The organism is Mucilaginibacter sabulilitoris (assembly GCF_034262375.1).
Lineage (GTDB): Bacteria > Bacteroidota > Bacteroidia > Sphingobacteriales > Sphingobacteriaceae > Mucilaginibacter > Mucilaginibacter sabulilitoris.
On sequence record NZ_CP139558.1, the window covers coordinates 2,811,681 to 2,826,287 of the forward strand.

Genomic DNA, 14,607 nt, shown 5'->3' on the forward strand with positions numbered 1-14,607 from the left:
TTGATGATGCTAAACCCAGATCAGGCGGAAGCGTAATCCGAAATAAGCTGTTCTTACACGTATACCGTAAAATTAGATTTGTGGTTAAATCACTAAAAGAAAGGGCGGGCATGACAGGATTATTTGGTATATCTAATATACGAAATACTTAACTATCAGTGAAATAGACAATAAGTATTAAACTTGTGGATATAGGGGTTTTAAATCAGAATAGATGATCTACATTCCCCCCACTATCATAAGCTGAATGAGACCTGGTGTGATGGTATTTTCCGAATCGTTACAATGGGGTAACCGCCTGTTAACCTGTGGTAAATATCTTTGTGGCTATGAAAATATTTAAGGCCGTTGCGTTTATCATTTTAACAAGTTCAATATTTTGTACTACAAGCCACGCGCAAACCACTAGGGTTGATAGCTTGGTAAAGCAGTTACATCAGCCACTCGACAAGTATATCATGGTAACCGCTCATCGCGGCGATTGGCGCAATGCTCCCGAAAACTCTTTACTGGGGTTCAAATACGCTATAGCTATGGGGGTGGATATTATTGAACTGGATTTAAACAAAACGAAAGATGGGGTGATCGTCATCATGCACGATCAAACTATTAACCGCACAACGGACGGAAAAGGAAGCCCCGGCGATTATACCCTGGCCGAACTAAAGAAATTCCACCTGAAGAACGGTCTGGGGAGGGTTACTGTTAATACCATACCAACCCTTGAGGAAGTGATGCAATTAATAAAGGGTAAAGTTTTGGTAAATCTTGATAAGAGTTATCCTTACTATAACGAAGCTTATCAGATATTAAAAGCAACAGGCACATTAAAACAAGCCATTTTTAAAACAGCCGAAGATTACGAAACAGTAAGGAAGCAATATCCATCAATTATTGATAGTATTACATTCATGGCTGTGGTTGACCTGGATAAACCCGGGGCCAAACAGGTTATCGAAAATTATCAGCGCCATATTAAACCGGTAGCTTTTGAATTGAACTTCCGTACAGATACTTCGGCAATCCTAAAAAATAATAAATTTATTAACAAAAATGGCTCCCGTATCTGGATCAATTCGCTGTGGGCCAGTTTAAATGCCGGCCATGATGATGATACTGCTGTTGACCTCGGAAATACTGAAAATAGCTGGGACTGGATTATAGCGCATGGTGCAACCATCATACAAACAGACAGGCCACATGAAATGCTGCAATACCTCAGGAAAAAAGGACTGCACAAATAAAAAAGGTGAACAGGATGAAGCTTAGGCCCACACAATTCGGCCGGTAGAAGCTGACTTGTTAACCTGATCGGCCCAATACAGTATACATTTTACCCCGCTACTGCAAGCAGGGCGCTTGTGGTAGCGAAGGAAGCTTTTTGTTTGAAGAAATAATTGTCATTATCGATCGATAAAGCTTTTTCCTTTCTTCAGAATATTTTCTCCGCTATTATATATCGTAGTAGAATCTTCATTGTAAGCCCTGCTCTCAATATACAGTTTGTCCAACATTACTGTCGTTTTTTGTCTAATATGTATCGAAGTTGGATGTTCATGAAGATAATTCCACTCTCAAATCTCCGATGGAATATCATCGTTTTCTTTTTTAAATTCCAATAATTCGGTCCTTAAAGATTTACCTATTAATTTATTCGAAAGATTTTTATAATATACAATGTCTATAGAATTTGTAGATTTTAAAATAAAATTTATATTTGCAGCATAACACCCATACTGATGAATGCATTACATCCACATAAAGGATCAGATCTTCTTCTCATCATGTCGCGAATGCCGATACAGGCAAACGTCTGTTGTTGTTAAAACAACTTTCTTCATTTTATTTTCCGGGCAGGCACAAATAAGGTTAACCTTTATTTAACACCTGCAACTTAAAACAAACATAACACAATGAAATAATCTTTGATAAAAAAAACCGGCAAGGAAGCCTTGCCGGTTATACCGATGCAAAATCAGTGTCGTAACGCCAATCACTCAACTGATCTTCATCTCATTTACTAATGAATTTAATCATCAAATAAACTTTTTAAAGATATGGAATATTATATCCATGAAAAAAACACTACCCTAAAGTTTCTTAAAATACTCTTACTGTTTTTTTTGCCGCTAAGGCTATTTGGCCAAATAGCACCTCAACCAACTATTAACTCCAAACTGGATGGCGTAGTACTCGATTCGCTTACAAAACAACCCATTCCAGGAGCGGTTATCCGTATAAAAGGTACTACCAATACTGCCGCTGCAGATTTAAACGGGAAATTTCAGCTGGTTACCGGCCAGCGTTTCCCTTATACTCTTGCCATAAGCTATATAGGTTATAAAACAAAAGAGGTTATTGCCAATGGCAGCCCCATAACTATACGCCTAACCGAAACCGTAAACCAGCTTAATGACGTAGTGGTTGTTGGCTATGGAACCCAAAAACGTAGCGATATCACCGGTTCGGTAGCATCCATATCAAAAAATATCTTAAACCAGCCGGCCGCGTCATTTGATAACCTGTTGCAGGGCTCGGTATCAGGGGTTGCGGTAACACAAAACTCGGGTCAGCCGGGTAGTTCTGCAACTATCCGTATAAGGGGTGGCAATTCTATATCATTCGGTAACGCGCCGCTTTATGTAATTGACGGTTTTATTATTTATAATAATAACGATAATGTAAACATTGGTTCAAACGGGCCGAGCGTAAACGCGCTTTCAACCATAAATCCAAGCGATATTGAATCAATAGAGGTGCTGAAAGATGCGTCGGCAACAGCTATATATGGCTCTCGCGGGGCTAATGGCGTGGTTATTATTACTACCCGCCGTGGTAAAAAGGGCACCAACAACGTAAATTTTAACACCTACATTGGTCAGCAAAAAGTATCTAAAAAGCTCAATCTGTTAAATGGTTCACAGTGGGCATCATTAATAAACGATATAAACTTAAGTGATAACGTAGCCAAAACCTATACTGACGAGCAGATAGCCGCCTTTGGTGCCGGGTCCGATTGGCAAAGCGCTGCTTTGCGCAATGCGCCGCAGTATAACGGGGAGTTATCCATTTCTGGAGGAGATGAAAAATCGAGATATCTTATTTCGGGCAATTATTTCAAACAGGACGGTACATTGTTAAATACCGGTTTTGAACGTTACAGCGGCCGCGTAAATCTGGAGCGAAACATTAATGACAAATTTTTGGTATCGGCCAATATTTTTGCCAGCCGCTCAAAGCAAGACAAGCTTTACGGCAGCGGTTATAATAGCATTGGCTTTGGCGGAGCTTTTGCCAATTTGGTAAATACAAGTCCAATTGCTCCAATCCGCAACAGCGACGGCAGCTTTAACACCAGCAACCCCTTCAATGCCACGCCCACTAACCCCCTGCAGGACATTACATCTACCACTAATACCGCTTTTCTTACCCGCACTTTAGGTAACATCGCGGGCGAGTATAAGTTACTTAATGATTTGACGCTGAAAGTAACAGTAGGAGCCGACCTGTTGAACACTACCCAGAATTATTATGCCCCATCATACAGCGCTTCGCCTGCAGGAAGCACCAATGGCTATGCGGCACAGGGTTATGCATCTATAGGATCGGGTTATGCCAATAGTTGGCTTAATGAAAATACATTAACATTTAACCATACTTATGCGGACAAGCATTACTTAAACATACTGGCCGGTTATACCACACAATATGAAAAGGCGGCCTCTTCAGTTGCTATTGCACAAAAGTTTCCGAATGATCTTACTTCATTCAACAATCTTTCTTATGCAGGCGTAGCTAATTTACCCACATCTACGGGCCGTAGTTCATCACTTAATTCATATCTGGCCAGGGTAAATTACTCTTTCGATCATAAGTATAATGTTACTTTATCTGAGCGTATTGATGGCTCATCAAAATTAGGAGCCAACAATAAATGGGGATTTTTCCCATCGGTAGGTTTGTCATGGAACGTGAATAAGGAACACTTCCTGGTCAATAACAAAGCTGTAAGCAACCTGAAAGTAAGGTTAAGCGCCGGACAAACCGGTAACTCTGAAGTGCCTGCCTATAGTTCATTGGCTACACTGGCCCCAACAAACTATTATCTTAACAGTACACTGGTTACAGGTATAGCTCCTTTGCAGTTGGCCAATCCCGATCTGAAATGGGAAACCACTACCCAATATGATGCCGGCTTTGATCTCGGTCTGTTTGATAACCGGGTAAGCGTGGTATTTGACGCTTACTATAAAAAAACCACCGATCTGCTGCTTAATGTACCTCTGCCGCTATACACTGGTTACGCCAGTGCGCTGGAGAATGTAGGTAGTGTTCAAAATAAAGGTATTGAGCTGAGCTTAAATACAGAAAATATCAAAACTACGGGTTTCTCCTGGAAAACTAATATCGTTATAGCAGCTAACCGAAATAAGGTACTTAATCTGGGTTCTGGCGTAAGCAGCTATTTCCCGCTGGCGCCAACAGGTCGTCAGTCGCCGGTTATTGTAAAAATAGGGGAGCCGGTAGGTACATTCTGGGGATACAAGACCAATGGTTTGTTAACTCAGGCAGATTTAACCAACAAAGTTCCGCTGCTTACGGGCGTGCCACAGCAGGTTGGTGATACAAAATATGTAGATACTAATGGCGATGGTACCGTAACAACCGACGACAGGCATAGCTTGGGTAGTGCGCAACCCAAATTTACAGGGAGTGTCACCAATACCTTTAACTATGGCCGCTTTGATTTGTCGGTATACTTCCAGGGGTCTTATGGCAACAAAATTTTCAACCTCTTGCAGCAAACGCTGGAAAGGCCAACGCTGTCTCTTAACGCTTCTGCAACACTGCTTAACAGATGGAGCCCCAGTAATCCTAACGGGACAGTGCAACGGGCAACTAATGCTCCAGTGCCTCAGATAACGGACCGGTATGTGGAGAACGGATCATACCTGCGGCTGAAAAATGTGTCACTGGGTTACAACTTTAGCGGCGACCTGATCAAAAAGCTACATGCTAAGCAATTGCGGATTTATGTTTCGGCTCAAAACCTGGCCACCATTACCAAATACAGCGGTCTTGACCCCGAGGTAAACTTTTATGACAACGATAACACCAAGCAGGGTATTGATTATGGAAGCTATCCCGCCGTACGAACATTCCTTGCAGGTTTAAATGTCACATTTTAATGAACTGAACCATGAAAAATAACATACTAAATAATATTTTACTCATAGCAGCAGGTACCGCGATACTATTCACGTCCTGCAAAAAACTGAATGAAAACCCCGATTCGGTTATTGTGGCCGACCAGTTTTATAAAACGCAATCAGACGCGGTATCGGCAGTAAACGCTGCTTATAGTTCATTAAATAGTGACCCGGCCGGAGATTTTCCATTGTATGGCCGTCAACTAAACCTATTGGTAGAAAACGGCAGCGATAACCAGGTTTACAGCCCCAGCAATACCAACCCCGATGTACGGGCGCTGGGTACCACCACGTATATTTCGGCTAATAGCCGTGTGCAAAAAGTATGGCAGCAATTATATTATGGTATTAACAGGGCTAATATAGCCATTGACAAAATACCCACCATACAATTTGACACCATGCTACGCTCAAGACTTGTACGCGAAGCAAAGTTTTTACGTGGACTGCTTTATTTTGACCTGGTTAGGCTTTATGGAGCAATACCCCTGGTACTGCATGACCCTACTTCTATCAAACTGAATGAATTGCAAGTACCACGCACTTCTGTAGATAGTGTTTATGCACAGATTATAACCGATTTACAGGATGCCACCAACCTGCCCAAAACATACAGTGGTGCCGACAAGGGAAGAGCAACGGGCGGTGCTGCACATACACTGCTGGCCAAAGTATATGTAACCCGCCGCGAATGGGCTAAAGCACTTACCCAATTGCAAATAGTTATAAATGGCGGCTATGGCTATGCCCTGTTCCCCAACTATCGCGATGTTTTTCAAAAACCGACAAAAAATGGGGTAGAACATATTTTTTCGGCGCAGTTTGAGAGTAACCTGGGGGCTGTTAACAGTACCCAGAACCTGAGCCAGAGTTTTTCGTCATTTAACCCGGGTACGCTGCCTATAGATATTCCGGCCGACAGCAGTTTATATAAGCTGTTTACCGCTGCGGATACCCGTAGAGCCGTTACCTTTTATAGTGAAGTGTACAATGCGGCAACGGGTAAAACAGTTGTTTATAATAATGCTTATACTCCATACTTTAACAAGTTTGTTGATTACAGCTTATCGCCTTTAACCACACAAAGCCAAAGCGGCATCAATTATCCGATACTAAGGTATGCCGATGTATTGCTTTCATATGCCGAAGTGCTTAACGAAATAAACGGCCCCTCGGCCGAAGCTTATAATGCCATTAATGAAGTGCGCACCCGGGCACACGTTGATAATTTGTCGGCAGGTCTAAGCCAGTCCGCATTCCGGGATTCAGTTTTTCTGGAGCGGCGCAAAGAGTTTATACAGGAAGGCCATCGCTGGTTTGATCTGGTACGGCGCGGCAGTACTTACCTTGTTGATGCCCTGCATACATTGCCTGCAAAAGCTGCCGCCAGCGAAAAAAATAATTTGTATCCAATTCCATTGGTAGAAATTCAGCAAAACCCATTACTCACACAAAACCCCGGTTATTAATTAATCCAATCATTCATTAAAACAAAATACTATGACACTTTCAGATGTAAACATTTTAATCAAGAAGATACTGGTGGGCATTATTGTCACCATAGTACCCTTCGCAATTATTTTCGGTGGATTGTGGTTTACGCCCAAACTGCTGAGCAAGACAGATAAAACCAAACAACACATACAAATTAAACAATAAAGTTATGCAAATGGAAAGCGCAACCAGGCAAAGGATCGTTAAGAACGCGTTCCTGAGCCTATTCATTTTTTTACTGCCAATCCTAGCCATGTTTATCACTTTTTATTTTACGGGTGAACGGCCGTGGGAAAAGAAAAAATACGAGCAACAGAAAGAAATTAAAACATCATTAAACAAAAAAAATAACACAGAAAATGGAAGCAACGATTGATTTTTTTAAAAGAGTGATCGAAAACCTGAACGGATTCGGGTTTCCGTTCCTGGTATTTTTTATAGGCGTACTGGAGTTTTCTTTTGGCCTTTACAGAGGTAAGTGGCCCAAAATGAACGCTTTGTAGATATAGCCTGCTTTACGCTGCCCCGTTTGATCATTCGCCCTGCGGTAGCCTATTTTGGACTGAAGTTTTTGCCCCAGGTACTGCCGGCTTTTAAAGACGAGTTTTCATGGGTACCTTTTTGGTGGGGATGTGCCATTATAGCCGTGGCCGATGATCTTACACAATACTGGTATCACCGGTTGCACCATGAAATTCCCTGGTTATGGCGTTTTCACCGTACCCATCATTCCGCATCATATATGGGTATGGCAATGGCCAGCAGGCAAAACGCCATCTACACGCTGTTTTTTTCACAAACTTATTTGACCACTGCCCTGGTTTATTTGGGTTTGGGCATACCTGCGGTTGTTGTGCGGGGTATTAAGGGTACCATAACTACGCTGGCGCATTCGAGCATTCCGTGGGATAAGCCTTTTTACCAATATAAAGTATTGCACCCTATAGCCTGGGTGCTGGAGAGGTTAATTTCTACCCCTGCAACACATCATGCACATCATGCCGCAAGTACAGATGATGGTATTGGTTATTACAAAGGTAATTTTGGCAATATGTTTTTTTTATGGGATATTATATTCGGCACAGCACTTATTACACGTAAATATCCCAAAGCGTATGGTATATCACACTATGAAGGCGACCAATGGTATGCACAGTTGTTATGGCCGATATTTAAATCGAAGGTAGAGGGCAGCGAACTTGCCAAAGACGGGCCGGTAGTTAGAACGGATGATAAAACAAGCGCTGATACGGCATCTGTATTGATAAAAGAAAAAGTGGAGGCTGTTCCAAATTTAGTTGTTTAAGCTAAAACGTACGGATTCTGCACCCCGAGCCACCCAAAATCCTTTCATGAAAATGAGAGGATTTTTTTGTTTAAAGGGTGCTGTAATAACACCAGCCATAGATTAAATAGCCCATGAAATTTACGGCTAAGGTATAAATCAGTCCGCGGGCATTTATTTTCTCTTTAAAATGTTTTATTTTTAAATTAAAATCTGCAACCTGGATTGCCATGGTCTTTAATCTGTTAATAAAAAACAAGCATATTATACTGTATGCGGCGGTGCTGGCTGCGCTGCTGTTTTTATTGAAATGGCTCGAGCTGCATTTTATAATTATTGATTACGCCTTTGAAGTATACATAGGCGCAATTGCAGTTGTCTTTACGGCGCTCGGTATCTGGCTTGCTTTAAAACTTACAAAGCCCAAGGTACAAACCGTGGTGGTTGAAAAGGAGATTTATATCGGCAACACATCTGATTTTACTGTTAACCAATCTGAACTGGATAGACTTAACCTCAGCAGGCGCGAACTGGAGGTATTACAGTTAATGGCCGAAGGCTTAAGTAACCAGGAGATTTCGGCCCGCTTATTTGTATCGCTGAATACTATTAAAACCCATTCGTCAAAAGTATTTGAAAAAATGGAGGTTAAGCGCCGCACACAAGCTGTTGAAATGGCTAAACGCCTGTGTATTATTCCATAGTAACCTTCATACTTTAGTATTAAATAATACCCTGTTCTTCAAAATCACCCTAAAGTATGACCTGAGAAATTTTCCTATCGCTCAACTTTGTACTATCTGAACATTAAAGTAAATAATATGAAAAAGAATGTACTGGTTTTTGGATTGATTGCAGGGTTTATTGTCACGCTGTGGATGACGATCTCGATTGCTGTTTGTTACAATAGCTCCAGCTTTGAAGGCAACATGTGGATGGGTTACGGCTCTATGATTGTGGCTTTCTCTTTTGTTTTTGTAGGAATTAAAAATTTCAGGGATAAATACAACGGTGGTTTTATTACGTTTGGAAAGGCATTTAAAATAGGGTTGTATATAGCGCTCATTGCATCAACTATGTATGTGCTGGCATGGCTCATTGAATACTATTTATTTATTCCCGATTTTATGGATAAATATACGACCCATGTAATTACCCAAGCCAAAAACCATGGCGCAAGTATAGCCGAACTTAATGAGCAAAAAGCAAAAATGGCAACCTACACTGAAATGTATAAAAACCCGATCATGGTAATAGTGCTTACTTATTTAGAGATTTTACCTGTGGGTGTGATCATTGCTTTGATAGCCGCGCTGATATTAAAGAAAAAACCCGGAGTTGAACAGGCAACACCTGTAGGCCAATAATTATAGTAGGAAAAATGCTCATGAAAGCGTTAAAGATCATTATCACCTGCCAAAATATAAAATTTCCCGGCAGGTGATAATGTTTATAATATTATAGTGAACGGATCTTTAAACGTGTTTACAAATGCGCAAATCTCAATTTTTATCGTCAAAATAATCGGGAGGGTATATTTGCTGCCGATATTTTTCGGTAATTGCAGGAATCTGTGTTGGATCGGCGCCGCTGATCTCTTCAAACATCCTGTCCAGGCCTGCCGGTATTACAGTACACAGTAATCTGGCAGATTTACCTGTTATATTTTTAAAAGCGTGAACACCACCATCAAGCGGAATACGGATAAATGCACCCGTGTCCGCGTTAACTGGTCCGTTTTTCGTCATAAACTGAATTGTACCATCCGCCACATAAAAAATCTCCTCGATGTCCGGGTGTGCATGCGGTGCCGGGCCTCCACCGGGAGGTACATTCATTTCAATGATAGCATAACGACCTTCCGTTGCATCACCGCTGACCAGGATACGGTACTGACCACCAGCTATAGCAAGATTCTTACCTTCATCACTGCCCGTTATGGTAATAGGGTTTTCTATCATATTTTATCAACGATAATAATCTTGCATTGTTTGCGGTAGCATCTTAAATCATCGCGCCCATAGCCGCTTAACTCATTCAATCAATAGTTACAATGAGAAAAACGCAGGTGAAAAAGTATTATAGTGTACGGATCTTAATGTTTCTCCATTCGCTTGATCCCGGATGTTGCTGTAACGCAATTTTACCTTTTGCTACCTTGGCAAAGTCAGCAAACATTTTATTGTTGAATTTACTTCCGGCTACAAGCTTGTTCCATTCGTCACTGCCTATTTGACCTTCGTAAGTTTTTATACCATTAAGCCAGAAGGTAAGGTGGCCTTTGTTTTGTATCAGCTTAACCTGGTTCCACTCGCCAACAGGTTTTGGTTTAGAAACAGTAGCATCTCCAGACATGTCATATAAGCATCCCGCAAGGTGATTCTGCTTTTTGTTATCATCGGCATCTATGTTGTCCAATACCTGCATTTCCGGGCCGGTTAAATAGGTAGCCCCATATTTTGGGTCTTCCTGAATGTCGAAAATAATGCCGCTGTTTCCGCCTTTGGATATTTTCCATTCCAGGTTAAGTTCATAATTTTCGTACTCATCATTGGTTACTATATCACCGCCGCCGCTTTTGGGTTGAGTAGGATCAAAAACCAGAGCGCCGTCTTTCACCTGCCATTTTGAGCCTACGGTATCTCTAAGGTAAGTATGCCAGCCCTGGGTTGTTTTACCATCGAACAGTAATTTCCAGCCTTGTTTTTTTTCTTTTTTGGTTAACGTATTTGGCGTTTGCGCCATGCTTGCACTTGCTGATAATGCAAGCGCCGCAAAAATAATAAGTGTCTTTTTCATTAATTATGGATTTGGATGGTTGAAGGTAATGAATAGTGTATGGTTCTCTGCAAACGTATCATAATTACATTAAAACTGTTACAAAGTGTATAATATCATGATACTGCGTCTGTGGCAATTACACTCCAGTCGTCGTTGCCATGTCCTTTGGCAATCCAGTTGTCCATTACTGCCGCTATAGTGGGTATAAAGGAGAGTGTAACATCAGCTTCTTTTGCAGCAGCTGTCATCAAACCGGCGTCTTTCCGGGCCATATTTAATTCCCATGATGGCTGTTTGAAATCCCCGGTTGCTATCCTTTTAAGTCGTGCGGGCATACTTGCACCAGGGTTCCAGGAATCAAACAAAGCCAAAACATCATCAGACGAAATGCCCGAAGCCTTAGCAAATGCCAGCGTATCTGTTATGCCTGCAGTAAGCGTTAATAAAAAGAGGTTCCCGGTAAGTTTCATGCCTGCGGCTTTGCCTTCCTCCGGTCCCAGATTAATCACCTTTCCCGTCATTTTAGATAGTTCGGGTTCAACCTGTTTAATTACAGCCTGGTTACCGGAAACAAGCATATTACCTGAGCTCTCCAATGCATTTTGAGGGCCCATAAACACCGGCGCATGCAGGTAAGTATAGCCCTTGGCTTTCCATGCCGCGGTTCTTTCTACAGCCCCTTTAGCCGAAGTGGTAGTATGATCAATAATGACAGCGCCCGGCTCAAATCCGGAACTTGCCATAGCCAGCACTTCATCCACGGTATCATCATCTTTTAAAGTAACATGAATAATTGCAGCTCCTTTCACTGCTTCGGCTGCTTCATTAAACGCTTTGGCTCCATAGGTTTCCAGCGCTTTTGCTTTTTCGGCAGTGCGGTTCCATACCTGTACCTGGTCTCCTTTTTGGATCATGGCCCTGACAAAATTGGAGCCCAGCAGGCCCATCCCAAGAAATGCTTTCATTGCAGTAAATTTTTATGGTAAAGTTAAATACCGGGTTTATAATTGAACGAAGGTAATCGGGCTTTATTTCTTAGCAATACGGTATAATCTGCCGTTATCTGTCACGGCATACAACGCCCCGTCTTTACCAGTAGTAAGCGCTCGCCAGCGTTCGCCTTTGTCTTTCAGTAATCTTTCTTCACCTGTCACCTTATTGTTCCTGATCACAAGCCGAGCTATATGCGAGCCGCCAAGGCCGCCAACAAAAAGGTTGCCTTTCCATTCGGCAATTACATTACTGTTGTAAAACGTAATTCCGGAAGGTGAAATGCTCGGGTCCCAGTAATAAACAGGTTGTGTAATGCCAGACTTTTGCTGTATACCTTCGCCAACTTTTTCGCCGCTGTATTCAATGCCATAAGTAACCAATGGCCATCCATAGTTTTTACCGGGGCGAATAATATTGATCTCATCTCCACCACGCGGACCGAATTCTGCCTCCCATAATTCGCCGGTTTGAGGGTTCCACGCCATTCCTTCAGGGTTACGTAAACCGTAGGCATAAATTTCTGGCCGGGCCTTGGTTGTATGTGCAAATGGACCGTCCGCAACGGCTTTACCATCTTTGGTTATATGGATAACTTTTCCAAGCGAACAGTTGAGGTCTTGTGCTTTTACACGGATATCTTCCGCTCCGCGCTCGCCGGTACTTACGAACAGGTTACCCTGTTTGTCAAACAAAATGCGCGAACCATATTGAAGACTGCCCTTATAAGCAGGAGTGGCCCGGTAAATTACTGTGATGTTTTCAATTTTATTTTCACCGGCAGCTAATTTCCCTTTGGCAATAGCCAATAAAGAGCCGTCAGCTGTTTGTTCCGAATAATCCCAATAAACTATCCTGTTGGTTTTAAAATCGGGGTCGATGTTTACATCCAGCAAACCACCTTGTCCCTGCGCCAATACTGCCGGTAAACCGGTAATTTGCTTATCAGGTTTACCGTCGGCTTTTAGTATTAGCATAGTCCCCGCCTTTTGGGTGATCAGGAATCGGCCATCAGGCAATACGCAAATACCCCAGGGCTGTTGCAGCGTACTATTGATAACGGTAACAGACAACGGTGTTTTCGTTTTTACACCCGATGCTCTGGTTTGACCCGCAAAAGCAGGTTTATATTGGCTGTTAGGGCCCTTTGTTTCAACAGGAGCATTGGTAGTATCTTTAACCATGTTTCCCGCACCGGCCTGGCAGGCTGTAACGGCAGTTAAAAAGGTAAGAGCAGTAAGCAGGGTTTTATTTTGGATAGGTAACATGGCATATAATTTAATGATCCGAATATAGTATTAATGCCCCTCTTTAAAAAGCTTCATTCAAACCCAAAAAGAATCCTCTTGAACCATATTTACCCCAGGCGTAATCCAGGCATAAATTGGTACGCGTAGCCTTATTAAAGAGCACACGCAAACCGCCGCCGCCGCCCGGTTGCCATACCTGAAAAATGCCGGTGCCTAATTTATCATTGGCTGTTTGCAGGTTAAAAAAAGTAACCCCGCTCACAAACTTATTCCTTAATATCGGAAAGCGGTACTCTACTTCCGAGTAATTATATTGAGTACCCTTAAAGTAAGTTACGGTATATCCTCTGCCGCTCCGGAAACTTCCGTCCCTGCCGGTTCCGGGTAATTCCAGGTACGGAAGGGCGCCGCTTATTAAGTATGAGCCCCAGTTCCAAAACGCTATAACATGTTCGGGGTTCCGTTCAGACAGGCTAAAGTATTTCCTGAAATCGGTAGTAAATTGTACTGCGCCTTTTGTGCTTCCCATCCAGGTTTGGTTAACCCTGAAGCCCGCATCAGCATAAATACCCTTATATGCCCGGTTTTGATTATCGCGGGTGGTATATTGCACATTAAAAAGCAATCCGTTTGAGCTGTACCGGTCGCGGGCAAATCCGTACCGGTCGCTGTAAATATTGTAAGGGGTAAGGTCGGTAGTTGATTTTTGGTCTTCAATTTTTCTCCTGATGTCAAAAGATACCCCGGCGCCAACAAACAGGTTCTTTTGAACTTCCTTATACACTTTTTCTCTGAAGTTAAAATAAAGGGAATGCAGGGCACGCCCCTTTCGTTCGGGATTGCTCAGTATCTCATCGGCCTCACTGTCTGTTGCGCCACGACCTATGCCCAACCCAAAATCGGGTGTAACGGTTTTTGCGGCAACCAAACTGCCCTGAAAGTTCCACTTATTGCCATTGGTATACACGTTATGATTAACGTAAAAATAAATAATACCCTTGGTTGTAATGGAAGCAGATGTAGCTGCAACTGATAAAAGCGTATTCGGGTCAGTTCCCAATACTTTACCGGCTACGGCTTTAATCCCGATTTGCGATCCGATACTGGGGTTGGAGGCCACATTGGGTATTACAGTAATACCTGATGACTTTTTGCGTAACGAATCGGGCTTTTTGTGAGGATGAAAAATCAGGTTAAATAAATCGCCTACATCGAACTGCTTGTTCAGGGTATCAACTATAGGCTTTTTAGCTTTTGCAGCAACCTTATGTAAGGAGTCTGCTTTCAGGGAATCAACAGCAACAGGTTGAGTCTGGCCACAGGCATAATTATGCATGCCTGCAAGCAGGGGCAGTAGCAGGATTTTCCATAATGAATAAAACCTTCTGCCATTGGGGCTATGATTTACTTTCGGGGACAATGTACGTTTAAATTCCAATCTGTATTCGTTATAATATTATTTCAAAGGCAACAATTTAACCCTGAAGTTTCCGAAATGTTTTAATTTAAAGCGGTTTACAATGTCAGGAAATAAATTTAGAGGTGTTTAAATAAACTATTTAAACCAAAAGCTGTTGTGTGCTTATTAACCATCACT

Annotated in this window: 14 protein-coding genes; 8 read left to right on the forward strand and 6 right to left on the reverse strand. The window is 42.2% G+C overall.

All coding sequences use genetic code 11. From position 1 onward, the window contains the following. The first annotated feature begins 329 nt into the window (after positions 1-329). The 6 genes from SNE25_RS12080 (at position 330) to SNE25_RS12105 (ending at position 8,010) form a co-directional block, all read left to right on the forward strand. Entirely contained in the window at positions 330-1,244 is a 915-nt protein-coding gene (locus SNE25_RS12080; RefSeq protein ID WP_321565355.1) for a glycerophosphodiester phosphodiesterase family protein, read from the forward strand. Between the two features lie 813 nt (positions 1,245-2,057). Next, entirely contained in the window at positions 2,058-5,189 is a 3,132-nt protein-coding gene (locus tag SNE25_RS12085; protein WP_321565356.1) for a SusC/RagA family TonB-linked outer membrane protein, read from the forward strand. A gap of 11 nt (positions 5,190-5,200) precedes the next feature. Continuing rightward, positions 5,201-6,679, forward strand: a complete 1,479-nt coding sequence (locus SNE25_RS12090; RefSeq protein WP_321565357.1) for a RagB/SusD family nutrient uptake outer membrane protein — start codon at positions 5,201-5,203, stop codon at positions 6,677-6,679. A 31-nt stretch (positions 6,680-6,710) separates the two neighbouring features. Then, positions 6,711-6,869 (forward strand): hypothetical protein, encoded by a 159-nt coding sequence (locus SNE25_RS12095; protein WP_321565358.1) that lies wholly within the window; start codon positions 6,711-6,713, stop codon positions 6,867-6,869. A gap of 194 nt (positions 6,870-7,063) precedes the next feature. After that, positions 7,064-7,207 carry a hypothetical protein gene (locus tag SNE25_RS12100; protein WP_321565359.1) on the forward strand — a complete coding sequence of 48 codons (144 nt, stop codon included), beginning with the start codon at positions 7,064-7,066 and terminating at the stop codon, positions 7,205-7,207. Continuing rightward, on the forward strand, positions 7,183-8,010 hold the full coding sequence (locus SNE25_RS12105; protein ID WP_321565360.1) for a sterol desaturase family protein: 828 nt from the start codon (positions 7,183-7,185) through the stop codon (positions 8,008-8,010). Before SNE25_RS12100 ends, SNE25_RS12105 begins: the two co-directional genes overlap by 25 nt. 70 nt (positions 8,011-8,080) lie before the next feature. Here the strand turns inward: SNE25_RS12105 and SNE25_RS12110 are convergent, their stop codons facing one another. Beyond that, entirely contained in the window at positions 8,081-8,221 is a 141-nt protein-coding gene (locus tag SNE25_RS12110; RefSeq protein ID WP_321565361.1) for a hypothetical protein, read from the reverse strand. Between SNE25_RS12110 and SNE25_RS12115 the strand changes: the two genes are divergently transcribed. Together SNE25_RS12115 and SNE25_RS12120 are read left to right on the forward strand one after the other, a co-directional pair. After that, on the forward strand, positions 8,220-8,693 hold the full coding sequence (locus SNE25_RS12115) for a response regulator transcription factor (RefSeq protein WP_321565362.1): 474 nt from the start codon (positions 8,220-8,222) through the stop codon (positions 8,691-8,693). The genes SNE25_RS12110 and SNE25_RS12115 overlap by 2 nt on opposite strands. 117 nt (positions 8,694-8,810) lie before the next feature. Beyond that, entirely contained in the window at positions 8,811-9,356 is a 546-nt protein-coding gene (locus SNE25_RS12120; RefSeq protein ID WP_321565363.1) for a DUF4199 domain-containing protein, read from the forward strand. A 135-nt stretch (positions 9,357-9,491) separates the two neighbouring features. On the opposite strand, the gene SNE25_RS12125 is transcribed toward SNE25_RS12120, so the two are convergent. The 5 genes from SNE25_RS12125 to SNE25_RS12145 form a co-directional block, all read right to left on the reverse strand. Beyond that, on the reverse strand, positions 9,492-9,950 hold the full coding sequence (locus SNE25_RS12125; protein ID WP_321565364.1) for a cupin domain-containing protein: 459 nt from the start codon (positions 9,948-9,950) through the stop codon (positions 9,492-9,494). 118 nt (positions 9,951-10,068) lie between these two features. Next, entirely contained in the window at positions 10,069-10,788 is a 720-nt protein-coding gene (locus tag SNE25_RS12130) for a 3-keto-disaccharide hydrolase (protein WP_321565365.1), read from the reverse strand. Between the two features lie 95 nt (positions 10,789-10,883). After that, positions 10,884-11,735, reverse strand: coding sequence for an NAD(P)-dependent oxidoreductase (locus SNE25_RS12135; RefSeq protein WP_321565366.1), 852 nt, complete (start codon positions 11,733-11,735; stop codon positions 10,884-10,886). 63 nt (positions 11,736-11,798) lie between these two features. Continuing rightward, positions 11,799-13,028: a PQQ-dependent sugar dehydrogenase gene (locus tag SNE25_RS12140; protein ID WP_321565367.1), complete on the reverse strand. Its 1,230-nt coding sequence runs from the start codon at positions 13,026-13,028 to the stop codon at positions 11,799-11,801. 43 nt (positions 13,029-13,071) lie between these two features. Beyond that, on the reverse strand, positions 13,072-14,448 hold the full coding sequence (locus SNE25_RS12145) for a BamA/TamA family outer membrane protein (protein ID WP_321565368.1): 1,377 nt from the start codon (positions 14,446-14,448) through the stop codon (positions 13,072-13,074). Between the last annotated feature and the right edge of the window lie 159 nt (positions 14,449-14,607).

Coding starts and splice junctions, on each gene's coding strand:
- SNE25_RS12085 (WP_321565356.1), top strand. CDS start 2,058: ATGGAATATTATATCCATGAAAAAAACACTACCCTAAAGTTTCTTAAA.
- SNE25_RS12120 (WP_321565363.1), top strand. CDS start 8,811: ATGAAAAAGAATGTACTGGTTTTTGGATTGATTGCAGGGTTTATTGTC.
- SNE25_RS12125 (WP_321565364.1), bottom strand. CDS start 9,950: ATGATAGAAAACCCTATTACCATAACGGGCAGTGATGAAGGTAAGAAT.
- SNE25_RS12095 (WP_321565358.1), top strand. CDS start 6,711: ATGACACTTTCAGATGTAAACATTTTAATCAAGAAGATACTGGTGGGC.
- SNE25_RS12135 (WP_321565366.1), bottom strand. CDS start 11,735: ATGAAAGCATTTCTTGGGATGGGCCTGCTGGGCTCCAATTTTGTCAGG.
- SNE25_RS12115 (WP_321565362.1), top strand. CDS start 8,220: ATGGTCTTTAATCTGTTAATAAAAAACAAGCATATTATACTGTATGCG.
- SNE25_RS12090 (WP_321565357.1), top strand. CDS start 5,201: ATGAAAAATAACATACTAAATAATATTTTACTCATAGCAGCAGGTACC.
- SNE25_RS12100 (WP_321565359.1), top strand. CDS start 7,064: ATGGAAGCAACGATTGATTTTTTTAAAAGAGTGATCGAAAACCTGAAC.
- SNE25_RS12140 (WP_321565367.1), bottom strand. CDS start 13,028: ATGTTACCTATCCAAAATAAAACCCTGCTTACTGCTCTTACCTTTTTA.
- SNE25_RS12130 (WP_321565365.1), bottom strand. CDS start 10,788: ATGAAAAAGACACTTATTATTTTTGCGGCGCTTGCATTATCAGCAAGT.
- SNE25_RS12110 (WP_321565361.1), bottom strand. CDS start 8,221: ATGGCAATCCAGGTTGCAGATTTTAATTTAAAAATAAAACATTTTAAA.
- SNE25_RS12080 (WP_321565355.1), top strand. CDS start 330: ATGAAAATATTTAAGGCCGTTGCGTTTATCATTTTAACAAGTTCAATA.